Raw genomic sequence first — 24,751 nt, forward strand, 5'->3', positions numbered from 1 at the left:
TCTTCAGTTTCCCGTCGTCTCGCCCTTGTCCTGACCCAGCTTGGCCAGGCTCGCCCTCGCCGCGGCCGCCACGCGCTCCGCCGTCAGCCCGAACTGCTCGTACAGAGTCCTGTACGGGGCCGAAGCGCCGAAGTGTTCGAGGCTGACCACCTCGCCGCACTCGCCGACGTACTCGTGCCAGCCGAGCGCGATGCCCGCCTCGACCGCGACCCGAGCCCGGATCGACGAGGGCAGAACCGTCTGCCTATATGCGGAATCCTGCCCCTTGAACCATTCGACACACGGCATCGAGACCACCCGCGTCGGGATGCCCTGCGACTCCAGGAGTTCGCGGCCCTCGACGGCGAGCTGCACCTCGCTGCCCGTGGCGATGAGGATGACCTTCGGCTGGCCGTCGGACGCCTCGCGCAGCACGTAGCCGCCGCGGGCCACGCCGTCGGCGCTGGTGCCCTCGTAGACCGGGAGGTTCTGGCGGGTCAGCGCCAGCGCGGCGGGCCGGTCGGTGTGCTCGAGAACGGCCTTCCAGGCGTAGGCCGTCTCGTTGGCGTCGGCGGGCCGGACCACGTCGAGGCCGGGGATCGCGCGCAGCGCCCACAGGTGCTCGATCGGCTGGTGGGTGGGGCCGTCCTCGCCGAGGCCGATGGAGTCGTGCGTCCACACGTAGGTGACCGGCAGCTTCATCAGCGCGGCCAGGCGCACCGACGGCCGCATGTAGTCGGAGAAGACCAGGAACGTGCCGCCGTAGGGGCGGGTGCCGCCGTGCAGCGCGATGCCGTTGAGGATGGCGCCCATGGCGTGCTCGCGGATGCCGAAGTGCAGCGTGCGGCCGTAGCGGTTACCGGGGAACTCCTTGGTCTGGTATTCCTCCGGGATGAAGGACGGCTCGCCCTTCATCGTGGTGTTGTTGGACTCGGCCAGGTCGGCCGAGCCGCCCCACAGCTCGGGCAGCACCGGCGCGAGCGCGTTGAGCACCTCGCCGGAGGCCTTGCGGGTGGCGATCGAGGCGCCCTTGTCGAACGACGGCAGCGCGGTGGCCCAGCCGGCCGGCAGCTCGCGGTGCGAGATGCGGTCGAGCTCGGCGGCCCGCTCGGGGTTGGCCAGGCGCCACTCGCTGTAGCGCTTCTCCCAGTCGGCGTGCTCGGCGCGGCCACGCTGGGCGATGCCGCGGGCGTGCTCCAGCACCCCGGCCGGCACGTCGAAGCTCTTGCTCGGGTCCATGCCGAGCACTTGCTTGGTGGCGGCGACCTCGGCCTCGCCCAGGGCCGAGCCGTGGATCTTGCCGGTGTTCTGCTTGTTGGGCGCGGGCCAGCCGATGATCGTGCGCAGCCGGATGAACGACGGGCGGTCGGTCTCGGCCTTGGCCGCCTGGAGCGCCTCGTAGAGCGCCTGGACGTCCTCGACGTAGTCGCCGGTCGCGGTCCAGTCGACGCTCTCGGTGTGCCAGCCGTAGGCCTCGTAGCGGGCCACGACGTCCTCGGACTTGGCGATCTGGGTGTCGTCCTCGATGGAGATGTGGTTGTCGTCGTAGACGACCACGAGGTTGCCCAGCTTCTGGTGGCCGGCGATCGCGCTGGCCTCGTGGCTGATGCCCTCCTCGATGTCGCCGTCGCTGACGAAGCACCAGATGTGGTGGTCGAACGGCGAGGTGCCGGGCGCGGCGTCGGGGTCGAACAGGCCGCGCTCGCGGCGGGCCGCCATCGCCATGCCGACCGCGTTGCCGAGGCCCTGGCCGAGCGGGCCCGTCGTGGTCTCGACGCCCGCGGTGTGGCCGTGCTCGGGGTGGCCGGGGGTCAGGCTGTCCCACTGGCGCAGCCGCCTCAGGTCGTCCAGCGTGAGGCCGTAGCCCGACAGGTAGAGCTGGATGTAGAGCGTCAGGCTGGTGTGGCCGCACGAAAGCACGAAGCGATCACGCCCGATCCACGAAGGATCGGTCGGGTCATGCCGCATGACGTGCTGGAACAACAGGTAGGCGGCGGGGGCCAGGCTCATGGCGGTGCCGGGGTGACCCGAGCCCGCCTTCTCCACTGCGTCCATCGCCAGTGCCCGGACGACGTCGACCGCCTTCTTGTCGAGGTCGGTCCATTCAAGGGCTGGCACGAGTTCGGTGCTCAAGTGCTCGATCTCCGGAATCTAGTTGTCATTGGTTGTGGCTTGTCCCGCCCGCGGCCCGCACGATCGGCCGCGAGACCGCGTGGCCCGCGCCTACACGGGACACTAACCGAGGCGGCGGGGCGATCGATTCCCATTCCGCCCTCGCGTGTCCATGTACGGCTCAAGCCCCCCATTGGCCGGACCGGCTCCCCCTGCGACTACAGTTTGTTTGTTCGCAGGGGCGTTCCGGCGCCCGCCCATGGATCCGCTCTAATCAGAGGTTACGCGTTGACTTCCGACAGGCTGGAAGCGCCTTGACGGTGCTGACCAACAGGCAGGCGACGGCCCCCTCTCCGCAGGTGGAGGCGCCGCGCTCGATCGGCATGACCGTCAAGGCCTACATCGCCCTCACCAAGCCGCGGATCATCGAGCTGCTGCTGATCACGACACTGCCGGTGATGTTCCTCGCAGCGGGCGGCCTGCCGCCGCTGTGGACGTCGATCTCGGTCATGGTGTTCGGCACCCTATCGGCGGGCAGCGCCAACGCGCTCAACTGCTACGTGGATCGCGACATCGACCAGAAGATGCGGCGCACCCGCAGGCGGCCGCTGGCCAGGCACCAGGTGTCGCCGCGCAACGCGCTGATCTTCGGCGTCGCGCTGGGGGTGGCGTCCACGCTGGGGCTGTGGCTGACCACCAACTGGCTGGCCGCGCTGCTGTCGCTCGGCGCCATCCTGTTCTACGTGCTGGTCTACTCGATGATCCTCAAGCGCCGCACGGCCCAGAACATCGTGTGGGGCGGCATCGCGGGCTGCATGCCGGTGATGATCGGCTGGGCCGGCATCACCGAGCGGCTCGACTGGGCGCCGTTGGTGCTGTTCGGGGTGGTGTTCTTCTGGACGCCGCCGCACACCTGGACGCTGGCCATGCGCTACAAGGAGGACTACGCGGCGGCGAAGGTGCCGATGCTGCCGGTGGTGGCCACCGAGCGGCGGGTGGTGCTGGAGTCCATCGCCTACACCTGGGCGACCGTGCTGTGCTCCCTGGCGCTGTGGCCGGTGGCGGGCACCACGCTGTTCTACCCGGTGGTGGCGGCCGTGCTGGGCGCGATGTGCCTGTGGGAGGTGCACCGCCTGCTGGCCAGGCTCAACGCCGGCAAGACGGGCGTGCAGCTGCGGCCGATGCGCTTCTTCCACTGGTCGAACGCCTACCTGGCGCTGCTGTTCCTCGCCGTGGCGATCGACCCCCTCTTGTCCTGACTTTTCCGGCCCGGCCATTGCGCCGGGCTCTTTCACGTTCGTATCATGCACATATGAACACCTCTTCAGATGTTGTCACCAGTCTGGACGGATGCGCCGTGCCGGAGGCCGACGCCGCCAGGGTCGCGGCCACCCGCGACCGGCTCGTGACGCCTGAGGAGGCCACCCGGCTGGCCGAGCTGTTCCGCCTGCTCGGCGACCCCACCAGGGCCAGGCTCCTGTACGCGCTGCTGGAGGCGGGCGAGCTGTGCGTGTGCGACCTGGCGGACGCCGTCGAGGTGACCGACACCGCCGTCTCCCACGCGCTGCGCCTGCTGCGCACGGCCGGGATCGTGGCCAGCCGCAGGGCCGGCAGGACGATCTACTACCGGCTGGCCGACGCCCACGTCCGCATGCTGCTCGACCTGAGCCGGGAGCATCTGAAGGAGACGGGATGAGCGGGGGGCAGGGGCACGGTCATGGGCACGGGCATGCCCTGAGCCAGGAAGCCGACAAGGGCTACCTGTGGGGCGCGCTCGCGCTCATCCTCACCTTCATGGTGGCCGAGGTGGTCGCCGGCGTGGTCGCCAACTCGATCGCGCTGATCTCCGACGCCGCCCACATGCTGACCGACGCGAGCGCGATCGCGCTGGCGCTGGTCGCCATGCGCATCGCCGCCCGCCCGCCCAAGGGCGCCTACACCTTCGGCTACAAGCGCGCCGAGATCCTCTCGGCGCAGATCAACGGCGTGACGCTGCTGCTGCTGGTGGCGTACTTCGTGTACGAGGGCGTGCACCGCATCCTGGAGCCGCCCGACGTGCACGGCCCGATCGTGCTGGTCACCGCGGTGGCCGGGATCGCGGTCAACGCGGGCGCCGCCCTGCTGCTGTCGAAGGCGAACCGGCGCAGCCTGAACGTCGAGGGCGCCTTCCAGCACGTGCTCAACGACATGTACGCCTTCGTCGCCACCGCCGTCTCCGGCCTCGTGGTCTGGCTGACCGGCTTCCGCCAGGCCGACGCCATTGCCGCGCTCGTGGTGGCGGCGCTCATGCTCAAGGCCGGCTGGGGGCTGCTGCGCGACTCCGGCCGGGTGCTGCTCCAGGCCGCGCCCAGCGACCTCGACCCCGACGAGATCGGCCGCCTGCTCGCCGCGGACGCCGACGTGGAGGAGGTGCACGACCTGCATGTCTGGACGGTGACGAGTGGCTATCCGACGCTGTCGGCCCACGTGATCGTGGCCCGCGGCTCCGACTGCCACCAGGTGCGCACCCGGCTCGCGGACCTGCTGCACGAGCGGTTCGCGATCGGTCACACGACGCTGCAGGTCGATCACGGGGTGCCGGGACTGGACCGGCACTGCGCGGACCCGCACGGACCCCGGCACTCTGATCCGTTAAAGTCACCCTATGGCGACCCGTGATCCACGCTGGGTGTTGAAGGACCGCCCGTCGTTCGCGTTGATCATCGGGCTGGTCGTCACCGGCATCTGCGCCCTCGTCTCGTTCTCCTTCGACGTGATCAACGGCGCGCCGGTGCAGTTCTTCATCGCCCTCGCACTCGCGCTCGCGCCGGTGCCGCTGCTGCTCGCCGCGGTGCTGGCGCTCGACCGCATGGAGCCCGAGCCGCGCAGCAACCTCATCTTCGCCTTCGCCTGGGGCGCGGGCATCGCGGTGCTCGTCGCCGGCGTGATCAACTCGCTCAACCTGCACTACATCATCGACACCGCCAAGCTGTCGGAGGCGAGCGCCCGCAACATCGCGGCCACGTTCGGCGCCCCGGTCGTGGAGGAGACGATGAAGGGGCTGGTGCTGCTCGGGCTGCTGCGCTTCCGCAGGGCCGAGCTCGACGGACCCACCGACGGCGTCATCTACGCCAGCATGGTCGGCCTTGGCTTCGCCATGAGCGAGAACGTCAGCTACTACCTCGGCGCCCTGTCCACCTCGGGCGTCAAGGGGCTGGCCGTCACGGTGGTCCTGCGCGGGGTGCTGTCGCCACTCGCCCACCCGCTGTTCAGCTCCATGATCGGGGTCGCGGTGGCGTACGCGGCGCAGCGCGGCGGGCCCGAGCGCACCACGTACGTGCTGGCCGGCTGGACCGGCGCGATGATCCTCCACGGGCTGTGGAACGGCCTGGCCTCCTACGGCGGGTTCCCCGGGCTCGTGGTGGCCTACCTGGCGCTGCTGGTCGTGCTGGTGGTGCTCATCGGCGTGGTGTTCAGGGACCGGCGGCGCATCGTGGCGCTCATCCAGCGCTACCTGCCGCCGTACGAGCCGACCAAGCTCGTCACCCAGGCCGACATCTACATGCTCTCGGCCTTCTCGCGGCGCCGCCAGGCCCGGCAGTGGGCCCGCGCCCACGGCGGCAAGGCCGGCGTGCGCGCGATGCGCGACTACCAGCTCGCCGCCACCGAGCTGGGGCTGCTGCACGAGCGGGCGGCCCGCCACATGGTCGACGAGCACACCTTCCACGAGGAGCAGCGGGCGCTGCTGGAGTGCATGAGCACGGCCAGGGCCGACTTCCCCGTGCCGTCGATCCACGCGCGCTCGGCGGCGCGGGGCTCACCCCCGCCCGGCTACGCTCCCGGCGCCCCCACCTGACCGGCTGGTGGCTCGGCCAGGATCCGCGTGAGCGAGACCTCGCGCGGCCCTGGGAAGACGGGGTCGGAGCGCAGGATCACGGCGTCGGCGAACGCCTTGCCGGTGGCGAACAGCTCGCGGGCGGCGCCGGCGTAGGTGGTGGCGGCGTAGCGCCTGGCCGAGTCGTCGCCCACGCCGAACGCCTCCAGCCCCGCCGCCCTGCACAACGTCACCGCGCGGGGGATGTGGAACTCCTGGGTCACCACGGTGACCTGCTCGGCGCCGAAGACGCGGCGGGCCCGCACGCACGAGTCCCACGTGTCGAACCCGGCGTAGTCGAGCACCATCACGGCGTCGGGCACGCCTTTGGCGCGCAGGTAGTCGCGCATCGCCGTCGGCTCGTCGTAGTCCGCGCGGCTGTTGTCGCCCGACAGCAGCAGGGCGCGCACCTTGCCGGTCCGGTGGAGGTCGGCGGCGATGTCGAGCCTGCGGGCCAGCATCGGGCTGGGGTGGACGCCGTCGTAGAGGCCGGCGCCCAGCACGAGCGCGGCCTGCGCGGCCGGCACCCGCGCCTGCCAGCCCTGGTCCCCGGCCGTGTCCTCCACCGTGTCTTCCACTGTGTCATCGACCGTGGTCCGATGCCCGTAGCTGCCCAGCCAGGCCCACGTCATGGGGGCCAGGGCCAGCACGCTGGCCAGCACCAGCCCCTGGTACGTGCGGCGGAACGCCTTACGAGAGAGGCGGACTTTTCCCAGCAAATCGCACCCCTTCGGAGCCGGGGGAGTGGCGGACATCACCCCTCAAACCCTGGCATATCCGATCAGAGGGCGGCGGCCGTTTCGGTGGGGGAGGGGCTCACGGGGGCGGGCTCGCGGTCGCGGGCCCGCAGCGAGGTGACGACCCGCAGCGCGGCGATCCACACCAGGGTCGAGCCGAGGACGTGCAGCAGCACCAGCATCGCCGGCACGGCGAGGAACCACTGGGTGTAGCCGATCACGCCCTGCAGCAGCTCCACCCCGAACAGCGCGAGCGCGGCCCGCCGGGCGGCACGCGGCGCGTTGGTGACGTGGAGGGAGAACAGCAGCGCGAACGTCAGCCCGACCACGGCGTAGGCGACGTCGGCGTGGAAGCGGGCGATGGCCTCGATGTCGAAGTCGAAGCGGGAGGCCAGCGCGTCGCCGGAGTGCGGGCCGGTGCCGCTGACCCCGACGCCCACCACCAGCAGCACGAACACGGCGGCCAGCAGCACGTGGCCGAGCCGCCTGATGTCGCGGTGGGTGATGCGCCGCACGGGGGCGTCGCCCTCGCCGGAGCGCGCGTAGAGCAGCCAGCAGACCGCGATGAGGCCGCTGGAGATCAGGTAGTGCATGCCGACCGTGAACGGGTTGAGCATGGTGTTGACCACCAGCCCGCCCCACAGCGCCTGGGCGACGATGCCGACCGGCTGCAGCCAGGCCAGCCGGACGAGCGAGGTGCGCCGCGGCTTCATCCGCAGCGCCGCGAGCACGCACGCCACGCCCACGGCCAGCACCAGGAACGTCAGCAGCCGGTTGCCGAACTCCACCGCCATGTTGAGCGGATCGACCTCGGGATGCAGCACGGGGACGAAGCTGTCGGGCGTGCACCGCGGCCAGGTCGGACAGCCCAGCCCGGAGGCGGTCACGCGCACGCCCGCCCCGGTGACCGTGATGCCGGCGTTGACCACCACGGACGCCAGCGCCCATGCCCGCATGGACCGCTCGGTAGGGACCCAGAACGAGCGCAGGAGCCGGACGAAGGGGTTGGTGCTGTCGGCGGGTAGCTTCACGTCATCGATGGTAGGGGCGGGACCGGGCGGTCCCGCCATCGGCCACCGGACCCGCTGATACGGGCTTCTCAAGCCATCAAGGTATGTGACATATTACTGAGAGGAGGTGGTGATGTCCGACGTGATCGTCGTCGGCGCCGGAGTCGTGGGCGCGGCCTGCGCCTATTACGCCGCGCGCGCGGGACTCGACGTGACCGTGATCGACCGCGGTCCCGTGGCCGGCGGCACGACCGGCTCGGGCGAGGGCAACGTGCTGGTCTCCGACAAGGAGCCGGGGCCCGAGCTGGAGCTGGCGGTGCTGTCCAACCGGCTGTGGCGCGAGCTGGCCGGGCACGGCGGGTTCGAGTTCGAGCCCAAGGGCGGGCTCGTCGTCGCCGAGACCGAGAAGGTCATGGTCGCGCTCACCGGCCTGGCCGGGCAGCAGGGCGTGGAGCACCGCCTCGTCCCGGCGTCCGGGCTGCGCGACTACGAGCCGCACCTCGCGGACGGGCTGGCCGGCGGGGTCTTCTACCCGCAGGACGCCCAGGTCCAGCCCATGCTCGCGGCCGCCACCCTGCTCAGGCACGGCGCCGAGAGCTTCGGCAAGGGGACGCTGCGGCTGCGGCTCGGCGCCCGCGTCACCGGGTTCCTGCGCTCCGGCGACCGGCTCACCGGCGTGCGCACCACCCAGGGCGACGTGCTCGGCGGCGCCGTCGTCAACGCGGCCGGCACCTGGGGCGGTGAGGTCGCCGCGCTGGCCGGGGTCGAGCTGCCGATCCTGCCGCGGCGCGGCTTCATCCTCGTCACCGAGCCGCTCACCGAGCCGCTCACCGAGCCGCTCACCGAGCCGCTCATCAGGCACAAGGTCTACACCGCCGCCTACGTCACCAACGTCGCCAGCGACAACGCCGGCCTGGAGACCTCGGCCGTCATCGAAGGCACTCCCGCCGGGACCGTGCTCATCGGGGCCAGCAGGGAACGCGTCGGGTTCGACCGCACCACCTCCGTGCCCGTGCTCGCCCGGCTCGCCCGGCAGGCGGTCGAGCTCTTCCCCGCGCTGGGTGGCGTCCGGGCCATCAGGTCCTACTGCGGGTTCCGGCCGTACTGCCCTGACCACCTGCCCGTCATCGGCGCCGATCCGCGCGTGCCAGGGCTCTACCACGCCTGCGGGCACGAGGGCGCCGGCATCGGGCTCGCGCCCGCCACCGGGCACCTGCTCGCCCAGCTGCTCACCGGCGAGCGGCCCGCGCTCGACCTGCACCCCTTCCGCCCCGACCGCTTCGCAGAGGAGGCCGCATGACCTTCCACATCACCGTGGACGGCCGGCAGGTGCCGGTCGTGCCCGGCCAGACCATCGGCGCGGCCCTGCACGCGGCCGGAGTGCGGTCGTGGCGCAGCACCCGCTTCGGCGGGCGTCCGCGCGGGCTGTTCTGCGGCATCGGCGTCTGCTTCGACTGCCTCATCTCGGTGAACGGCCGCGCGCCCGAGCGCGCCTGCCTCCTGGAGGCGGCTCCCGGGGACGAGGTGACGACGGCGTGACCAGGCCATCGACTGACGGCACCGTGCTCGGCGGCGGGGGTCCCGACGGCGGGACATACGACCTCGTGGTGATCGGCGGCGGCCCCGCGGGGGTGGCAGGAGCCCTCACAGCGGCCCTGGCCGGCCTGCGCGTGGCCCTGCTGGACTCGGGCCTCCGACTCGGCGGCCAGTACTTCCGCCACACCGCCACCGAGGAGGCAGGCGGGAAGGTGTCGCCCGATCTCGCCCGATTCCTGCGCCAGGCGCGGGCCCTGGAGGCGCGCGCCGACGTGCTGCTGCGCCACCAGGTCTGGAACGTCTCCCGCGAACCCGACGGCGAGTTCCTCGTGCACGGCGCCACGCGCGGCACGGCCGGGCGGCGCCCGGACAGGGAGCGCACTTACAGGGAGCGGACGAGCGAGGAGCGCCCGCCCGAGGTGCGCGCGGATGGGGAGCGCGTTGTCGAGGTGCGCGGCCGTCGGTTGCTGATCGCGACCGGTGCGCACGATCGGCCGTTGCCGTTCCCCGGGTGGGATCTGCCCGGGGTGCTCACCGCCGGTGGCGCGCAGGCGCTGCTCAAGGGAGCCGGGGTCGTCGCGGGGCGGCGGATCGTGGTGTCCGGTACCGGGCCGTTCCTGCTGCCGGTCGCCGCCGGGCTGGCCGCGGCCGGGGCGCGGGTGCTCGGTGTGCACGAGGCCAACGGCGGGCTGGGGCTGGCCAGGCATCCTCTGCGGGCCCTGGGCAAGGCGGGCGAGGCCGCCGGGTACGCCGCCGCGCTGGCCCGGCACCGGGTGCCGTACCGGACCAGGCAGGCGGTCGTGGCCGCGCACGGCGAGCGCGAGGTCCAAGCCGTCACCGTGGCCAGGCTCGACGCCGATTGGAACGTGCTGGCCACCCGCGTCGTCGAGTGCGACACCGTGGCCGTGGGCTACGGGTTCGTGCCGCAGATCGAGCTGGGCACCCAGCTCGGCTGCGCGACCAGGCACGACGTGGACGGCAGCCCCGTGCTCGACGTGGACGTCGCCCTGCGCACCAGCGTCCCCGGCGTCTGGGCGGCCGGCGAGCCCACCGGCGTGGCCGGATGGCGGCCCGCCGAGCTGGAGGGCCGCATCGCCGGCCACGCCATCGCCGCCGCCGGCCGCACCCCCCGCGCGGGCCGCCCCAGCGCCGCCGCAGGCCGCGCCGCCGCAGGGGCGGGCGCTGGGTGCGACGGTGTTCCTGCGGTGCTGCTGCGGCGGCGGGAGCGGGGGCGGGGGTTCGGGACGGCGTTGCAGGAGGCGTACCCGGTCAAGGCGGGGTGGCGTACCTGGTTGCGTGACGACACGCTCGTGTGCCGGTGCGAGGAGGTGCCGCTGGCGCGCGTACGCGAGGCGCAGGAGCTCGGCGCCACCGACGCCCGCGCCGTCAAGCTCCTGGCCCGCCCCGGCATGGGCTGGTGCCAGGGCCGCATCTGCGGCTACGCCGTCTCCTGCCTGGCCGGTGAGCCGCCGCAGCCGCCGCGCCGCCCGATCGCCCAGCCGGTGACGCTGGGCGCGCTGGCCGAGCTCACCACCGACCCCGACGAGCGCCCCGCTCACTGACCTCTGGAGGACTGCCCCGATGGACAACCGCAGCAAGCCCTGGCACGGCATCATGGTCGCCACCGCGCTGCCCCTGCGCGAGGACCTGTCGGTCGACTACGGCCGCTACGCCGAGCACTGCGCCTGGCTGGTCGAGCACGGCTGCGACGGCGTCGTGCCGAACGGCTCGCTCGGCGAATACCAGACGCTCACCCACGACGAGCGGGCCAAGGTGATCGAGACCGCCGTCGAGACCGTGGGCGGCGCGCGGGTGATGGCCGGGGTCGGCGCGGCCGAGTCGCGCCACTGGGCGGAGCAGGCGGCCGAGGCCGGCTGCGGCTCGGTGCTGCTGCTGCCGCCCAACACCTACCGGGCCGACGAGCGGGCCGTGCTGGAGCACTACGCCCAGGTCGCCGAGGTGGACATCCCGGTCGTGGCCTACAACAACCCCTACGACACCAAGGTCGACCTCACCCCCGCGCTGCTCGCCAGGCTGCACGAGGAGGGGTTCATCGTGGCGATCAAGGAGTTCTCGGGGGACGTGCGGCGGGCGTACGAGATCGCCGAGCTGGCCCCCGAGCTCGATCTGCTGATCGGCTCCGACGACGTGCTGCTTGAGCTGGCGATCGCGGGCGCGAAGGGGTGGATCGCCGGGTACCCGAACGCGCTGCCCGAGTCCAGCGCCGCGCTCTACCGGGCGGCGGTGGCGGGCGACCTGGAGACGGCGCTGCCCCTCTACCGCAGCCTGCACCCGCTGCTGCGCTGGGACTCCAAGACCGAGTTCGTGCAGGCCATCAAACTGTCGATGGACCTGGCGGGCCGGCACGGCGGCCGGTGCAGGCCGCCCAGGCAGCCGCTCACCGACGAGCAGGCCGCTATCGTGCGGGCGGCGACCGAGAAGGCACTGGCAGAAGGGCTGCGATGAGGACTGAGCGCGTTTTCCACGCCGTCGACTCCCACACCGAGGGCATGCCGACCCGTGTCATCACCGGTGGCGTCGGCGTCATCCCCGGCGCGAGCATGGCCGAGCGGCGCGTCTACTTCCGCGACAACCTCGACCACATCCGCACCCTGCTGATGACCGAGCCGCGCGGCCACTCGGCCATGAGCGGCGCCATCCTGCAGCCGCCGACCAGGCCGGACGCGGACTTCGGTGTGCTGTTCATCGAGGTGTCGGGGCTGCTGCCGATGTGCGGCCACGGCACCATCGGGGTGGCGACCGTGCTGGTCGAGACCGGCATGGTGGAGGTCGTCGAGCCGGTCACGACCGTACGTCTCGAGGTGCCCGCCGGGCTCGTCGAGGTGGACGTCGAGGTCGAGGACGGCATGGTCATGTCGGTGACGCTGCGCAACGTGCCGTCCTACTGCGACCGGCTGGACGCCAAGGTGAGTGTCCCGGGGTTCGGGGAGATCCCGTACGACCTGGCGTACGGCGGCAACTTCTACGCCATCGTCAACCTCGACCACTACGGCCTGCCGTTCGACCGCGCCGCCAAGAACGAGATCATCGCCGCCGGCCTGGCCACCATGGAGGCGATCAACGCCGCCGACGAGCCGGTGCACCGCGAGGACGGCCGCATCCGCGGCTGCCACCACGTCTACTTCGCCGCGCCGGGCTCCGACGCCGCGCACTCCCGGCACGCCATGGCCATCCACCCCGGCTGGTTCGACCGCTCGCCGTGCGGCACCGGCACCAGCGCGCGCATGGCGCAGCTGCACGCACGCGGCGAGCTGGAGACCGGGAGGGAGTTCGTGAACGAGTCGTTCATCGGCACCCGGTTCATCGGCCGCGTGCTGGAGGAGACCGAGGTGGGCGGGCGGCCCGCGATCCTGCCTTCGATCACCGGGCGGGCCTGGATCACCGGCACCGCCCAATACTTCCTCGACCCTCGAGACCCGTTCCCCGCCGGTTTCGAGCTGTGAGGACGCCGCGATGATCACGACCGTCGACTACCACACGGGCGGTGAGCCGTTCCGCGTCGTCACCGGCGGGGTGCCCGAGATCGCCGGGGCCGGGGTGCTCGACCGGCGCACCACCGCGATGGCCGAGTTCGACGACGTGCGGCGGCTGCTGTGCAACGAGCCGCGCGGTCACGCCGACATGTACGGCTGCTTCCTGGTGCCGCCCGACGACCCGGGCGCGCAGCTGGGTGCGCTGTTCTGGCACAAGGACGGCTTCTCCACCGCGTGCGGGCACGGCACGATCGCGCTGGGCGCGTACGCGGTGCACGAAGGGCTGGTCGAGGCTCCGGCCGACGGGGTGACCGACGTGGTGGTGGACGTGCCGTCGGGGCGGGTCACCGCCCGCGTACGCACCGCCGCGGGCCGCGTCGAGACCGTCACCTTCGTCAACGTGCCCTCCTTCGTCCTGGCCAGGGGCGTGCCCGCCGGGGACGTCCTGGTGGATCTCGCGTACGGCGGCGCCGTCTACGCCTCGCTGCCCGCCGCCGGCCTTGGCCTGACCGTCGCGCCGCGGCACCTGGGCGCGCTCATCGAGCACGCCCGCCGCATCAAGACCGCGCTGGCCGGCCACCCCGCCACCCGGCACCCCTCGGACGAGCGGCTCTCCGGCGTGTACGGCGTGATCTTCCACGAGGACCTGCCCGACCTGGACGGCGTACGGCACCAGCGCAACGTCACCGTCTTCGCCGACGGCGAGGTGGACCGCTCACCCTGCGGCTCAGGCACGGCCGCCCGCATGGCACTGCTGCACGACGCCGACGGGACCGCGACGCTGGTGCACGAGAGCGTCGTGGGCACTGTCTTCACCGCCCGCGTGGGCGCCACGGCCGGCGACGGCGTGGTGGCGGAGATCGACGGCACGGCCTACAGGACGGGCCGGCACACCTTCGAGCTCGACCCGGCCGACCCGTTCCCGACCGGATTCACGCTCCGATGAGCACGCCGGCGGGTGGGTTGCCCTATCTCGACGCGGCCACCGTCGAGCGGCTGGTGCCCATGGGGCGGGCCGTGGCGGTGCTGGAGGAGGCGTTGCGGGCCGGGCTCGATCCGGAGGCGACGCCGCAGCGGCCGGTCGTGGACGTGGCCGCGGGCCAGCTGCTGCTCATGCCCGCCGCCACCCGGCGGTACGCGGGCGTCAAGGTCGTCAGCATCGCGCCGGGCAACCCGGAGCGCGGGCTGCCCCGGATCCAGGGGACGTACCTGCTGTTCGACGGCGACACCCTGGCGCCGCTCGCCGCCCTGGACGGGATCGCGCTGACCTCGCTGCGCACGCCCGCCGTCTCGGCCCTGGCCATCCGGCACCTGGCCGAGGAGGGGGCGCGGCGGCTGGTGGTGTTCGGCAGCGGGCCGCAGGCGTACGGGCACGTCGCGGCCCTGCGCGAGGTGCGGCCCGTCGAGGAGGTCACGGTGGTCGGCCGCGACGCCGCCCGCGCCGAGGCGCTCGCCGCCCACTGCCGCGCCCAGGGCCTCACCGCCCGCGCCCTGACCAACCGCGACGCGGCGCCCGGCCCCACCGCCGGCCCCGTGGCGCAGGCGGTTGCCGGGGCTGATCTGGTCGCGTGCTGCACCACCGCCAGGACCCCCCTGTTCCCCGGTAAGCTCGCCCGCGACGGCGTCGCCGTCGTCGCCGTCGGCTCCCACGAGCCCGGCGCCCGCGAGCTCGACGACGACCTGGTCGCGCGCGCCACCGTGGTCGTCGAGGCGAGGGCGGCCGCCCTGGAAGAGGCGGGAGACCTCCTCGTGCCGATCGGCCGGGGTACGATCACCTCTCGCCATCTCGCCGGTAACCTCGCCGACCTGATCGCCGGAAGGGTGGTCGCGGGTCCGGGGCCGCGCGTGTTCAAGAGCACCGGCATGGCGTGGGAGGACCTCGTGGTCGCGGCAGCCGCTTACGAGGCGTGGACATAGAAGGGATGGGCGGATGACTGCCGACGACCGGCTGGATCTGCCGATGGTGGGAGAGCGCCAGAGCCTGCGCGAGCAGGTGGCGCACGCGTTGCGGGCCGCGCTGATCACGGGTGAGATGCGCCCCGGTGTGGTCTACTCCGCGCCGGTGCTGGCCGCCCAGTTCGGCGTCTCGGCGACGCCCGTCCGCGAGGCGATGCTCGACCTGGCCAAGGAGGGCCTGGTCGAGGCGGTGCGCAACAAGGGCTTCAGGGTGACCGAGCTGTCCGACCGCGACCTCGACGAGCTGACCGAGATCCGCCAGCTCATCGAGGTGCCGACGGTCTCGCGGCTGGCCGACAGCTCGCGGGCGGAAGAGTTCGAGCGGCTGCGGCCGATCGCCGAGGAGATCGTCTCGGCCAGCGAGCGGGGCGACCTGCTCGCGTATGTGGACGCCGACCTGCGCTTCCACGTCGAGCTGCTGTCGCTGAGCGGCAACGCGCACCTGGTGTCGGTGGTCCGCGACCTGCGCAACAGGGCGCGGCTGTACGGCCTGTCGCAGCTGTCGGAGCGCGGCACGCTGACCGACTCGGCCAGGGAGCACCTGCAACTGCTCGACGCGCTCAAGAGCGGCGACGGCAAGGCGGTCGGGCACCTGATGGCCGAGCACATCGGCCACGTACGAGGCATCTGGGCAGAACACTGAGCCGGGCACAGAACGCTGCACTGACCGCGAGTTCCGACATTCACGGATCGAGCACTCCCCGACAGGGGTAATCTCGATGCGGGCCGCCAGAGCGGCGAACGCCGGCGGTCCCACCCTTCTCGTCCACGACGGCTGCGGTCACCCCGCATCCGCTGATGGCGCATGCCTGGTCAAGCGGACTCCCGCACTCCGCTGACCTTCCCGGGCTCGGCACACCCCGCCCACCGAGCCGAGCCCACCGCCGCGCGCCCGAGAGACCCCATCCCACGGGCGCGCGGCGGAACCCTCGTGACTATCCCCTGGCCCGGCTTGTCCTGGTCGAGCCGAGGCTGGCGGCCACGATGCACACGATCGCCGCCCACTGCTGCGCGTGCAGGATCTCGCCGAGCACCAGCACGCCGATCAGCGCCGCCGCGGCCGGCTCCATGCTCATGAGGATGCCGAAGACGTGCTTGGGCATCCGCCGCAGCGCCTGCAGCTCCAGCGAGTAGGGGATCACCGACGACAGCAGCCCCACTCCGAGCCCGATGAGCAGCAGCTCGGGCTGCAGCAGGTCGGCGCCGCCGGTGGTGACGCCGACGGGCGCGATCACCACGGTCGAGACGATCATCGCGAACGCGAGCCCGCTCGTCCCGGGGAAGCGCCGCCCGGCCGCGGCCGACAGCAGGATGTACGCCGCCCAGAACACGCCCGCCATCAGCGCGAACGCGATGCCGAGCCAGCTCACGGTGTCGGACTCACCCCATGGGGCCAGCAGCACCACGCCCGCACCGGCCAGCCCGACCCACAGCAGGTCGATGCGCCGCCGGGAGGCCGCCACGGCGACGCCGAGCGGCCCGAGGAACTCGATCGCCACCGCGATGCCCATCGGCAGCCGCGCGAGCGCCTCGTAGAAGACGAGGTTCATGAGGGCGAGCGTGATGCCGAACCCGGCGCCCACCGCCCAGTCACGCCAGGAGAGCCCCCTCAGCCTGGGCCGGACGAACGCCCCCATGATGAGCGCCCCCGCCGCGATGCGCAGGAACACCACCGCGCTCGGCGGCAGCACCCCGAACAGCTCCTTGGCGAACCCGGCGCCCAGCTGCACCGAGAAGATGCCGAGCAGCACGAGCCCCGTGGGCGGGATCGAGTCGGCGGCGCTGCGCAGCAGGTTGCCGGCGCCGCTCAGGCGGGATCCGCGGTCGAGCGGATCATCGAGGGCGAAGTCGGTCACGGAACTCCTCGGTGGTGCGGGACAACCGTCTGAGCTTACCCAGGTCAGGCGACATTCCCAGCGTGAGGTGGTACTACTGACGGTTGGCTCGTCATGGCTCATATTTCCGGACAAAACCACCAGGGATCGATGAAAGCCCCCACCCCGCCGGTGAACCTCGCCCGGCCGCCACTGGCCCTGTCCGTGTCCTCCTTCGTCAGCAGCTTCGACCGGTTCGCGGTGAGCCCCATGCTCGTGCTCATCGCCGCCGACCTGGACGTCCCCCTGTCGGCCTCCGTCACCGCCGCCAGCGGCTACTACCTGGCGTACGGGCTGACCCAGCCGCTGTGGGGCCTGCTGTCCGACCGGTTCGGGCGGGTGCGGGTGATGCGCTGGGCGCTGTCCGGCGCCGCCGCGGCGGGCGCGGTCTCCGCGCTGATGCCGGTGCTGTGGGCGCTGGTGCTGGCCAGGGTCGTCACGGGCGCGTGCTTCGGCGCGGTCATCCCGACGGGCCTGACGTACGTGGGGGACACCGTCGCGCCCTCCGTACGCCAGCGCGCGCTCACCGACCTCATGGCCGCCGCCGCGCTCGGCACGGCGCTGGCCACCGGGCTCGGCGGGGTGGTGGCGGGGTTCGTGGACTGGCGGGTGGCGTTCACCGTACCGGCGGTGTGCGCGCTGGTCTGCGCCCTCGCGCTGCGCTCGCTGCCTGAGCCGCCCGCACAAGCGGGAACGAGCAGGGGCGTCGCCGGGCATCTCGGGGCGGTGCTCGGGCAGCGGTGGGCGCTGCTGGTGTTCGGGCTGGCGTTCGCCGAAGGGGCCATCATGCTGGGCGCGATGCCGTTCCTCGCCACCGCGCTGCAGCACACCGGGCTGGCCGCCGCCGTGGCGGGCCTGGCCATCACCGCGTACGGGCTGGGCCTTTGGGGCTTCTCCCGCCTGGTCAAGACGCTCTCGGGACGCTGGCCCGCACCCGTGCTCATGCTGGTCGGCGGCGCGCAGCTGTGCCTCGGGTTCGCCCTGGTGAGCGTGCACGTCAACGTGCCGCTGGTGGCCGTCACCGCGCTGCTGCTCGGCGGCGGCTGGTCGTTCCTGCACTCCTCGCTGCAGACCTGGGCCACCTCGGTCGTGCCCGAGGCCAGGGGGACCGCGATCGCGTTCTTCGCCTGTGCCTTGTTCGTCGGCAGCGCGGTCGCGTCGTGGGCGGCGGGCCCGCTCGCCGAGGACGGACGGTACGCGCTGCTGTTCGGCCTGGCCGCGGCCGCCGCCGTGCCGCTGACGGCGGTGGCCGTGCTCAGCCGCCGCCGCTACGGCGCCCTGTGCGCCGCCCCGGAGCCGGGAGCCGGGCCGGGAAGCTGAGCGTCACTCCCAGCGGAACGTCCGCGAGACGAGCCCCAGAGACAGCACCGCCCACGCCGTGAGCACGGCGAGCGGCATGAGCGGGAGCGCGGCGCCGTCGGCGAGCACGGAGCGCAGGCCGCCGGTCAGCGCCCCGATGGGCAGCGCCTCCAGCACCGGCCGCACCCCCTCGGGGAACGCGCTCAGCGGGAACATCACCCCGCCCACCCCCAGCAGCACCAGGTAGACCAGGTTGGCGGCGGCCAGCGTGGCCTCGGCCCGCAGCGTGCCGGCCATGAGCAGCCCCAGCCCGCTGAAGGCCGCCGTGCCCGCCACGATCAGCAGCGCCGCGCCCAGGAACGACCCCTGCGGCCGCCAGCCCAGCGCCAGCCCCACGGCCACGATCACCACGGCCTGCACCAGCTCGACGCCCACCACGGCCGCGGTCTTGGCCAGCATCAGCCCGCTCCTGGACAGCGGCGTCGCGCCCAGCCGCTTGAGCACGCCGTAGCGGCGCTCGAAGCCGGTGGCGATGGCCTGCCCGGTGAAGGCGGTGGACATGACCGCCAGCGCCAGCACCCCGGGCACCAGGAAGTCGACCCGCCGGCCGCCGCCCACGTCGATCAGCGGTGCCAGCGAGAAGCCGGTCAGCAGCAGCACGGGGATGATGAGCGTCAGCAGCAGCTGCTCGCCGTTGCGCAGCGTGGCCCGCATCTCCGCGCCGGCCTGCGCCAGCACCATGCGCGGGAACGGCGCCGCGCCGGGCGCGGGGGTGAGGTCGAGCGCGGTCATCGCAGCTCCTTGCCGGTCAGCTCGAGGAAGACGTCTTCGAGGGTGCGCCGCTCGATGCGCAGGTCGTCGGCCGTGACGCCCTCGGCCGCGCACCAGGCGGTGACCGTCGCCAGCAGCTCGGGCCCGACCAGGCCCTCGATGATGTAGTGGCCGGCCGGCGACTCCTTGGCCGCGCTGCCCGTGGGGAGCGCGTTGAGCAGCTCTTCCAGCGCCAGCCCGGGACGCGCCCTGAACCGCAGCTGCCGCTCGGCCCCGGTCAGCGAGGCCGGGCTGCCCTCGGCGACCACGCGGCCCCTGTCGATGATGACGACGTGGTCGGCCAGCCGCTCGGCCTCGTCCATGTGGTGGGTGGTGAGCACCACCGACACCCCCGCGCCGCGCAGTTCGCCGACGAGGTCCCAGCACGCGTGGCGGGCCTGCGGATCGAGGCCGGCGGTCGGCTCGTCGAGGAAGACCAGCTCAGGACGCCCGATGACGGCCGCCGCCAGCGACAGCCGCTGCTGCTGCCCGCCGGACAGCCGCCTGAACGGGGTGCGGGCGTGCTCGGTCAGCCCCAGCCGCGCGAGCAGCGCGCCGGGGTCGAGCGGGCGGGCGTAGAAGCGGGCGACCAGGCGCAGCCACTCGGCGCAGCGCGTGGCCGGCGGCACGCCGCCGGCCTGCGGCATGATGCCGACGCGGGCGCGCAGCTCGGGCCGCGTCGGGTCGAGGCCGAGCACCCTGACCATGCCGCCGTCGGCGCTGCGGAACCCCTCGCAGATCTCCACGGTGGACGTCTTGCCCGCGCCGTTGGGGCCGAGGACCGCGGTGACCTCGCCGCGTCCGGCCCGGAAGGTGAGGCCGTCGACGGCCGTGGTGGCGCCGTAGCGTTTGACCAGGCCGGCGACCTCGACGGCCGGCTCAGGCGGCTGCCGTGGGACCGGCCCTGGCAGCGGGTCGGCGGCTCGGGATTCCATGGCCACGAGTTTAGGGACTCCACGGGGCGGTTCGCCGCGCAGGTGAGAGCGACGGCGGCACGGCCGGAGATGCCGCTCTTGCGAAAAGTCAGGAAATATCAGATAACCGGGAATTAGGAGGACCGGAACACCGTTCCTACCCCTCGGCCCTCGTGGGGCCAGCGCCGACGAAGGAGAGGGGAACACGCATGTCCGTGGCCGAAGCCGCCACGTCCGCAGCACCGTCCGTCACCACACCCGCAGCACCGCGTTCAGCACCGGGTTCAGCACCGAACCCAGCAGGCTCAGCAGACACGGCCGTCCCGCAGGAGCGGAGGAGCCGCCGCGGACTGCTGCTGCTGATCCTCGGCGCGCTGTCGGCGATCGGCCCGCTGTCCATCGACATGTACCTCCCCGCGCTGCCCGCCATCACCTCCGAGATGCTGAGCGCGCCCGCGCAGGTGCAGCTCACGCTGACCGCCTGCCTCATCGGCGTGTCCGTCGGCCAGGTGGTCGCCGGGCCGCTCAGTGACGTGCGCGGGCGGCGGATGCCGCTGATGATCGGCGTCGCCGGGTTCATGGCAGCCTCGCTGCTGTGCGCGTTCGCGACCTCGGTGCCCGCCCTCATCGTCTTCCGGCTGCTGCAGGGCGTGCTGGGCGGCGCCGCGCTGGTCATCGTGCGCGCGGTCGTGCGCGACCTGTACGACGGCGCCGCCATCGCCCGCATCTTCGCCACGCTGATGCTGGTCAGCGGTCTCGCGCCGATCCTCGCCCCGATCGCGGGCGCGCAGCTGCTGGCGTTCACGTCGTGGCGCGGGGTGTTCGTGGCGCTCAGCCTCGCGGGCCTCGTGCTGCTGGTGGCCGTGCTGGCCGGCGTGCGCGAGACCCTGCCGGCGGGACAGCGCGAGGCCGGCGGGCTCAGGCACACCGTGCGCACGTTCTGGCAGCTCCTGCGCGACCGTACGTTCATGGGCTTCGCCCTGACCGGCGGCCTGGCGTTCGGCGCGATGTTCGGCTACATCTCCGGCTCGCCGTTCGTCCTCCAGGAGGTGTACGGCGCCACCCCCCAGCAGTACTCGCTCATCTTCGGGCTCAACGCCCTGGCGCTGACCATCACCGCGCAGGTCGGCGGCCGGCTGGCGGGACGGGTGCCGCCCGTCCTGCTGGTCCGCATCGGCCTGGCCACCTCGCTGGCGGGCGCGGTGACGCTGCTGACCGCCGCGCTGGCCGACCTCGACCTGTGGGGCGTGGTGGCGGGCTTGTTCGTCATCATGCTCGGCCAGGGCCTGACCCTGCCCGGCACCGGCGCGCTGGCGCTCGGCTCCCAGCCCGCCCAGGTCGCGGGCAGCGCCTCGGCGCTGACCGGCGTGCTGCAGTTCGCACTGGGCGCGGCGGCCGCCCCGCTGGTCGGACTTGCCGGTTCCGGCTCCGCGCTGCCCATGGCATGTGTCATGCTCGGGCTCTTCCTGTGCTCGGCGGTGTCGTTCACGATTCTGGGCCGGGCAAAGGCCACAAAAGTTAGGTAAGCCTACCCTGCGTGACAAATTCCATTCCCGCCCCTGCTCAGATCCGTTTGTGCACCGGGAAGGAATTACGGCACACTGATGTTGTGAAAAACATGTCCACGATGGAGCCAGGCAGCGAGCGCGGCACGCGCGCCCGTGTCGCCAGGCTGATCCTGGAGCATGGTCCCATCGCGGCCGCCGCCCTGGGCGAGCGGCTCGGGCTCACGCCCGCCGCCGTCCGGCGTCACCTCGACGCCCTGGTGGCCGAGGGGATGATCGAGCCTCGCACGATCCGCCCGCGCGGTCAGCGCGGGCGCGGACGGCCGGCCAAGCTGTTCGCGATCACCGATGCGGGGCGCAGTGCTTTCGAGCACGCCTATGACGACCTGGCAGGGAGCGCGCTGCGATTCCTGGCCCGGCGCATGGGAGAGGAAGCCGTGTCCGACTTCGCCCGCGAGCAGGTGGCGAGCCTGCTCCAGCGGCTGGAGCCGGCCATGCGGACGGTGCCCGCGGACCAGCGCGTGCAGATGCTGGCGCAGGCTCTGTCGGCGGAGGGGTACGCCGCCTCGGCCACCAAGGCCAAGTCCGGCGGCGACCAGCTCTGCCAGCACCACTGCCCGGTGGCTCACGCGGCCGCGGAGTTCCCGCAGCTGTGCGAGGCCGAGACGGAGGCGTTCGCGCAGCTGCTCGGCACCCCGGTGCAGCGCCTGGCCACGATCGCCCACGGCGACGGGGTGTGCACGACGCACGTGTCCCCCCAGTCCCTGGCCGATTCCGCACATAAAGACAAGAGCAAGGAGACCGGAAGGTGACTGTCACCGACCGCCCGGAGCTGGAAGGCCTCGGGAATTACAAGTTCGGCTGGGCCGACCCGGATGCCGCGGGTGCGGCGGCCAAGCGAGGCCTGTCCGAGGAGGTCGTCCGCAACATCTCCGCGCTCAAGAACGAGCCGGAGTGGATGCTCGACCTTCGCCTGAAGGGCCTCCGCCTGTTCGACAAGAAGCCGCTGCCGACGTGGGGCTCCGACCTCACCGACATCGACTTCGACAACATCAAATACTTCGTGCGCTCGACCGAGAAGCAGGCCGCTTCCTGGGACGAGCTGCCCGCCGACATCAAGAACACCTACGACAAGCTCGGCATCCCCGAGGCGGAGAAGCAGCGCCTCATCGCCGGCGTCGCGGCCCAGTACGAGTCCGAGGTCGTCTATCACAAGATCCGTGAGGACCTCGAGGAGAAGGGTGTCATCTTCGTCGACACCGACACGGGCCTGCGCGAGCACGAGGACATCTTCAAGGAGTACTTCGGCTCGGTGATCCCGGTGGGCGACAACAAGTTCGCCGCGCTCAACACCGCCGTGTGGTCCGGTGGCTCGTTCATCTACGTGCCGCCGAACGTCGAGGTCGAGATCCCGCTGCAGGCCTACTTCCGGATCAACACCGAGAACATGGGCCAGTTCGAGCGGACCCTGATCATCGTCGACGAGAACAGCTACGTCCACTATGTCGAGGGCTGCACCGCGCCGATCTACTCCTCCGACTCGCTGCACAGCGCGGTCGTCGAGATCGTCGTGAAGAAGAACGCCCGCTGCCGTTACACGACCATCCAAAACTGGTCCAACAACGTCTACAACCTGGTCACCAAGCGCGCCGTCGCCTACGAGGGCGCGACCATGGAGTGGATCGACGGCAACATCGGCTCCAAGGTCACGATGAAGTACCCGGCCGTCTACCTCATGGGCGAGCACGCCAAGGGCGAGACGCTGAGCGTCGCGTTCGCCGGCGAGGGCCAGCACCAGGACGCCGGCTCGAAGATGGTGCACCTGGCGCCCAACACCAGCTCCAGCGTCATCTCCAAGTCGGTGGCGCGCGGCGGCGGCCGCACCTCCTACCGCGGTCTCGTGCAGATCGAGGAGGGCGCCCACGGCAGCGCCAGCACCGTCAAGTGCGACGCCCTGCTGGTCGACCAGATCAGCCGCTCCGACACCTACCCCTACGTCGACGTCCGCGAGGACGACGTCTCGATGGGCCACGAGGCCACGGTCTCCAAGGTCAGCGAGGACCAGCTGTTCTACCTCATGAGCCGCGGGCTCGACGAGGACGAGGCGATGGCGATGATCGTGCGCGGCTTCGTCGAGCCGATCGCGCGTGAGCTGCCCATGGAATACGCGCTCGAGCTCAACCGGCTGATCGAGCTGCAGATGGAAGGAGCCGTCGGCTGATGGGCCTGAACGAGAAGCCCCTGTCGACCCTGCACGAGAAGTCGTCCTTCGACCTGGCCGACTTCGACGTCCCGACGGGTCGCGAGGAGGCGTGGCGCTTCACGCCGCTCTCCCGCCTGAAGGGCCTGCACAACGGCAAGGCCGAGCCGGCCGGCCACGTCCGCGTCGACGTCGAGGCGGCGCCCGAGGTGACCGTCGAGACGGTCGGCCGCGACGACGCCCGCCTCGGCACGTCGTTCGTGCCGTCCGACCGGGTCAGCGCCCAGGCCTGGACCAGCTTCGAGAAGGCCACCGTCATCACGGTGCCGCGCGAGGCCGTCACCTCCAGGCCGACCGTGCTGACGCTGACCGGTGAGCAGGCCGTCGCCGGCGGCGCCGCCTACGGCCACATCGTGGTCAAGGTCGAGCCGCTGGCCGAGGCCGTGCTCGTGCTCGACCACAAGGGCAGCGCCGTCTACGCCGACAACATCGAGTTCGTCGTCGGCGAGGGCGCCAGCCTCAAGGTCGTCAGCCTCCAGGACTGGAACGACGACGCGGTCCACGTCTCGGCCCACCACGCCCAGCTCGCCAAGGACGCGACGTTCCGCAGCTTCGTGGTGACGCTCGGCGGCGACCTCGTACGCCTGTCACCCAGCGTCTCCTACACCGCCGCGGGCGGCGACGCCGACATGTCGGGCGTCTACTTCGTGGACGCGGGGCAGCACCTCGAGCACCGCCTGCTGGTCGACCACTCGCAGCCCAACTGCAAGAGCAACGTCGACTACCGCGGCGCGCTGCAGGGCGAGGAGGCGCACGCCGTCTGGATCGGCGACGTCATCATCAGGGTCGAGGCCGAGGGCACCGACACCTACGAGCTCAACCGCAACCTCATCCTCACCGACGGCGCCCGCGCCGACTCGGTGCCCAACCTCGAGATCCTCACCGGCGAGGTCGCCGGCGCGGGGCACGCCTCCGCCTCCGGCCGCCTCGACGACGAGCACATCTTCTACCTCCAGGCCCGCGGCATCCCGCACGACGAGGCCCGCAGGCTGGTCGTGCGCGGCTTCCTCGGTCAGCTCGTCGAGAAGATCGAGATCGAGGAGATCCGTGAGCGCGTCATGAACGCCCTGGAGGCGGAGCTCGCGCGATGAGCGGTTTCGAGAAGGTGTGCAAGCTCGCCGACATCCCCGAAGACGGGGTCATCGGCGTCGAGGTCGATGAGACCCCGGTCGCGCTCGTGCGCAAGGGCGGAGAGGTCTTCGCCCTGCACGACATCTGCTCCCACGCCGAGGTCAAGCTCAGCGAGGGCGAGGTCTACGACGGCACGCTGGAGTGCTGGCTGCACGGCTCGTGCTTCGACATCCGCACGGGCAAGCCCACCGGACCTCCCGCGACCCGCCCAGTCAACGTCTACACAGTGAAGATCGACGGCGATGACGTCCTCGTCTCGCTCTCGAAGGAGTCCTAAGCAC

Annotated in this window: 24 protein-coding genes; 18 read left to right on the forward strand and 6 right to left on the reverse strand. The window is 72.1% G+C overall.

The features are described 5' to 3' along the window. Positions 1-3: 3 nt before the first annotated feature. Positions 4-2,097: a transketolase gene (tkt, locus tag ABZW11_RS25810; RefSeq protein WP_355421806.1), complete on the reverse strand. Its 2,094-nt coding sequence runs from the start codon at positions 2,095-2,097 to the stop codon at positions 4-6. Positions 2,098-2,405: 308 nt separating this feature from the next. On the opposite strand from tkt, the gene ABZW11_RS25815 reads away from it, so the two are divergent. Genes ABZW11_RS25815 through ABZW11_RS25830 form a run of 4 tightly spaced genes read left to right on the forward strand, consistent with a single transcriptional unit; the run spans position 2,406 to position 5,926 of the window. Then, complete coding sequence (locus tag ABZW11_RS25815; RefSeq protein ID WP_355421809.1) at positions 2,406-3,350, forward strand: heme o synthase; 945 nt, start codon at positions 2,406-2,408, stop codon at positions 3,348-3,350. A gap of 53 nt (positions 3,351-3,403) precedes the next feature. Then, entirely contained in the window at positions 3,404-3,787 is a 384-nt protein-coding gene (locus tag ABZW11_RS25820) for a metalloregulator ArsR/SmtB family transcription factor (protein WP_345386133.1), read from the forward strand. Further along, positions 3,784-4,749 carry a cation diffusion facilitator family transporter gene (locus ABZW11_RS25825; RefSeq protein ID WP_355421813.1) on the forward strand — a complete coding sequence of 322 codons (966 nt, stop codon included), beginning with the start codon at positions 3,784-3,786 and terminating at the stop codon, positions 4,747-4,749. The genes ABZW11_RS25820 and ABZW11_RS25825 overlap by 4 nt, the downstream gene beginning before the upstream one ends. Next, positions 4,736-5,926 (forward strand): PrsW family intramembrane metalloprotease, encoded by a 1,191-nt coding sequence (locus tag ABZW11_RS25830; protein ID WP_355421816.1) that lies wholly within the window; start codon positions 4,736-4,738, stop codon positions 5,924-5,926. Before ABZW11_RS25825 ends, ABZW11_RS25830 begins: the two co-directional genes overlap by 14 nt. Here the strand turns inward: ABZW11_RS25830 and ABZW11_RS25835 are convergent. After that, on the reverse strand, positions 5,902-6,663 hold the full coding sequence (locus ABZW11_RS25835; protein WP_355421819.1) for an ElyC/SanA/YdcF family protein: 762 nt from the start codon (positions 6,661-6,663) through the stop codon (positions 5,902-5,904). The two genes, ABZW11_RS25830 and ABZW11_RS25835, sit on opposite strands and share 25 nt — an antisense overlap. Before the next feature lie 62 nt (positions 6,664-6,725). Further along, complete coding sequence (locus ABZW11_RS25840; RefSeq protein WP_355421822.1) at positions 6,726-7,712, reverse strand: COX15/CtaA family protein; 987 nt, start codon at positions 7,710-7,712, stop codon at positions 6,726-6,728. Between the two features lie 112 nt (positions 7,713-7,824). On the opposite strand from ABZW11_RS25840, the gene ABZW11_RS25845 reads away from it, so the two are divergent. Genes ABZW11_RS25845 through ABZW11_RS25880 form a run of 8 tightly spaced genes read left to right on the forward strand, consistent with a single transcriptional unit; the run spans position 7,825 to position 15,320 of the window. Further along, positions 7,825-8,991: an FAD-binding oxidoreductase gene (locus tag ABZW11_RS25845; RefSeq protein ID WP_355421825.1), complete on the forward strand. Its 1,167-nt coding sequence runs from the start codon at positions 7,825-7,827 to the stop codon at positions 8,989-8,991. Further along, a complete protein-coding gene (locus ABZW11_RS25850; protein WP_345386119.1) occupies positions 8,988-9,230 on the forward strand; it encodes a (2Fe-2S)-binding protein in 243 nt (80 codons plus the stop codon). Before ABZW11_RS25845 ends, ABZW11_RS25850 begins: the two co-directional genes overlap by 4 nt. Beyond that, positions 9,227-10,789 (forward strand): NAD(P)/FAD-dependent oxidoreductase, encoded by a 1,563-nt coding sequence (locus ABZW11_RS25855; protein ID WP_355421828.1) that lies wholly within the window; start codon positions 9,227-9,229, stop codon positions 10,787-10,789. Before ABZW11_RS25850 ends, ABZW11_RS25855 begins: the two co-directional genes overlap by 4 nt. Before the next feature lie 19 nt (positions 10,790-10,808). Beyond that, on the forward strand, positions 10,809-11,693 hold the full coding sequence (locus ABZW11_RS25860; protein WP_355421831.1) for a dihydrodipicolinate synthase family protein: 885 nt from the start codon (positions 10,809-10,811) through the stop codon (positions 11,691-11,693). Further along, a complete protein-coding gene (locus ABZW11_RS25865) occupies positions 11,690-12,691 on the forward strand; it encodes a proline racemase family protein (RefSeq protein WP_355421833.1) in 1,002 nt (333 codons plus the stop codon). Before ABZW11_RS25860 ends, ABZW11_RS25865 begins: the two co-directional genes overlap by 4 nt. 10 nt (positions 12,692-12,701) lie before the next feature. After that, positions 12,702-13,667 (forward strand): proline racemase family protein, encoded by a 966-nt coding sequence (locus ABZW11_RS25870; protein WP_355421836.1) that lies wholly within the window; start codon positions 12,702-12,704, stop codon positions 13,665-13,667. Then, complete coding sequence (locus ABZW11_RS25875) at positions 13,664-14,638, forward strand: ornithine cyclodeaminase family protein (RefSeq protein ID WP_355421837.1); 975 nt, start codon at positions 13,664-13,666, stop codon at positions 14,636-14,638. Before ABZW11_RS25870 ends, ABZW11_RS25875 begins: the two co-directional genes overlap by 4 nt. A gap of 13 nt (positions 14,639-14,651) precedes the next feature. Then, complete coding sequence (locus ABZW11_RS25880) at positions 14,652-15,320, forward strand: GntR family transcriptional regulator (protein ID WP_355421840.1); 669 nt, start codon at positions 14,652-14,654, stop codon at positions 15,318-15,320. Positions 15,321-15,612: 292 nt separating this feature from the next. Here ABZW11_RS25880 and ABZW11_RS25885 read toward each other — a convergent pair whose 3' ends face one another. Continuing rightward, positions 15,613-16,533: an EamA family transporter gene (locus tag ABZW11_RS25885; protein WP_355421843.1), complete on the reverse strand. Its 921-nt coding sequence runs from the start codon at positions 16,531-16,533 to the stop codon at positions 15,613-15,615. A 129-nt stretch (positions 16,534-16,662) separates the two neighbouring features. Here ABZW11_RS25885 and ABZW11_RS25890 point away from each other — a divergent pair, with 129 nt between their 5' ends. Next, positions 16,663-17,871, forward strand: coding sequence for an MFS transporter (locus ABZW11_RS25890; protein ID WP_355421846.1), 1,209 nt, complete (start codon positions 16,663-16,665; stop codon positions 17,869-17,871). A 3-nt stretch (positions 17,872-17,874) separates the two neighbouring features. Here ABZW11_RS25890 and ABZW11_RS25895 read toward each other — a convergent pair whose 3' ends face one another. Next, the gene (locus tag ABZW11_RS25895; RefSeq protein WP_355421849.1) at positions 17,875-18,642 is read right to left on the reverse strand and encodes an ABC transporter permease; all 768 of its coding nucleotides are present in this window, start codon (positions 18,640-18,642) and stop codon (positions 17,875-17,877) included. Beyond that, positions 18,639-19,595, reverse strand: a complete 957-nt coding sequence (locus ABZW11_RS25900; protein WP_355421853.1) for an ABC transporter ATP-binding protein — start codon at positions 19,593-19,595, stop codon at positions 18,639-18,641. Before ABZW11_RS25900 ends, ABZW11_RS25895 begins: the two co-directional genes overlap by 4 nt. A 188-nt stretch (positions 19,596-19,783) precedes the next feature. Here ABZW11_RS25900 and ABZW11_RS25905 point away from each other — a divergent pair, with 188 nt between their 5' ends. The 5 genes from ABZW11_RS25905 (at position 19,784) to ABZW11_RS25925 (ending at position 24,747) form a co-directional block, all read left to right on the forward strand. Beyond that, the gene (locus ABZW11_RS25905) at positions 19,784-21,100 is read left to right on the forward strand and encodes a multidrug effflux MFS transporter (protein WP_355421856.1); all 1,317 of its coding nucleotides are present in this window, start codon (positions 19,784-19,786) and stop codon (positions 21,098-21,100) included. Positions 21,101-21,192: 92 nt separating this feature from the next. Beyond that, positions 21,193-21,891 carry a metalloregulator ArsR/SmtB family transcription factor gene (locus tag ABZW11_RS25910; RefSeq protein WP_355421859.1) on the forward strand — a complete coding sequence of 233 codons (699 nt, stop codon included), beginning with the start codon at positions 21,193-21,195 and terminating at the stop codon, positions 21,889-21,891. Further along, positions 21,888-23,300: a Fe-S cluster assembly protein SufB gene (sufB, locus tag ABZW11_RS25915; protein WP_355421862.1), complete on the forward strand. Its 1,413-nt coding sequence runs from the start codon at positions 21,888-21,890 to the stop codon at positions 23,298-23,300. The genes ABZW11_RS25910 and sufB overlap by 4 nt, the downstream gene beginning before the upstream one ends. Then, positions 23,300-24,430, forward strand: a complete 1,131-nt coding sequence (gene sufD, locus ABZW11_RS25920; RefSeq protein WP_355421865.1) for a Fe-S cluster assembly protein SufD — start codon at positions 23,300-23,302, stop codon at positions 24,428-24,430. The genes sufB and sufD overlap by 1 nt, the downstream gene beginning before the upstream one ends. Further along, positions 24,427-24,747 (forward strand): non-heme iron oxygenase ferredoxin subunit, encoded by a 321-nt coding sequence (locus ABZW11_RS25925; protein WP_355421868.1) that lies wholly within the window; start codon positions 24,427-24,429, stop codon positions 24,745-24,747. Before sufD ends, ABZW11_RS25925 begins: the two co-directional genes overlap by 4 nt. Positions 24,748-24,751 lie beyond the last annotated feature (4 nt).

The sequence above is a fragment of the Nonomuraea sp. NPDC004580 genome, from assembly GCF_040609855.1.
Classification (GTDB): domain Bacteria; phylum Actinomycetota; class Actinomycetes; order Streptosporangiales; family Streptosporangiaceae; genus Nonomuraea; species Nonomuraea salmonea.

Excerpts from the sequence above, each read along its gene's own strand:
- ABZW11_RS25895 (WP_355421849.1), bottom strand. The coding sequence starts at position 18,642 with ATGACCGCGCTCGACCTCACCCCCGCGCCCGGCGCGGCGCCGTTCCCG.
- ABZW11_RS25900 (WP_355421853.1), bottom strand. The coding sequence starts at position 19,595 with ATGGAATCCCGAGCCGCCGACCCGCTGCCAGGGCCGGTCCCACGGCAG.
- ABZW11_RS25890 (WP_355421846.1), top strand. The coding sequence starts at position 16,663 with ATGAAAGCCCCCACCCCGCCGGTGAACCTCGCCCGGCCGCCACTGGCC.
- ABZW11_RS25925 (WP_355421868.1), top strand. The coding sequence starts at position 24,427 with ATGAGCGGTTTCGAGAAGGTGTGCAAGCTCGCCGACATCCCCGAAGAC.
- ABZW11_RS25860 (WP_355421831.1), top strand. The coding sequence starts at position 10,809 with ATGGACAACCGCAGCAAGCCCTGGCACGGCATCATGGTCGCCACCGCG.
- sufD (WP_355421865.1), top strand. The coding sequence starts at position 23,300 with ATGGGCCTGAACGAGAAGCCCCTGTCGACCCTGCACGAGAAGTCGTCC.
- ABZW11_RS25875 (WP_355421837.1), top strand. The coding sequence starts at position 13,664 with ATGAGCACGCCGGCGGGTGGGTTGCCCTATCTCGACGCGGCCACCGTC.
- ABZW11_RS25905 (WP_355421856.1), top strand. The coding sequence starts at position 19,784 with ATGTCCGTGGCCGAAGCCGCCACGTCCGCAGCACCGTCCGTCACCACA.
- ABZW11_RS25845 (WP_355421825.1), top strand. The coding sequence starts at position 7,825 with ATGTCCGACGTGATCGTCGTCGGCGCCGGAGTCGTGGGCGCGGCCTGC.
- ABZW11_RS25870 (WP_355421836.1), top strand. The coding sequence starts at position 12,702 with ATGATCACGACCGTCGACTACCACACGGGCGGTGAGCCGTTCCGCGTC.
- ABZW11_RS25825 (WP_355421813.1), top strand. The coding sequence starts at position 3,784 with ATGAGCGGGGGGCAGGGGCACGGTCATGGGCACGGGCATGCCCTGAGC.
- ABZW11_RS25830 (WP_355421816.1), top strand. The coding sequence starts at position 4,736 with ATGGCGACCCGTGATCCACGCTGGGTGTTGAAGGACCGCCCGTCGTTC.
- ABZW11_RS25910 (WP_355421859.1), top strand. The coding sequence starts at position 21,193 with ATGTCCACGATGGAGCCAGGCAGCGAGCGCGGCACGCGCGCCCGTGTC.
- ABZW11_RS25850 (WP_345386119.1), top strand. The coding sequence starts at position 8,988 with ATGACCTTCCACATCACCGTGGACGGCCGGCAGGTGCCGGTCGTGCCC.
- ABZW11_RS25880 (WP_355421840.1), top strand. The coding sequence starts at position 14,652 with ATGACTGCCGACGACCGGCTGGATCTGCCGATGGTGGGAGAGCGCCAG.
- ABZW11_RS25865 (WP_355421833.1), top strand. The coding sequence starts at position 11,690 with ATGAGGACTGAGCGCGTTTTCCACGCCGTCGACTCCCACACCGAGGGC.
- ABZW11_RS25820 (WP_345386133.1), top strand. The coding sequence starts at position 3,404 with ATGAACACCTCTTCAGATGTTGTCACCAGTCTGGACGGATGCGCCGTG.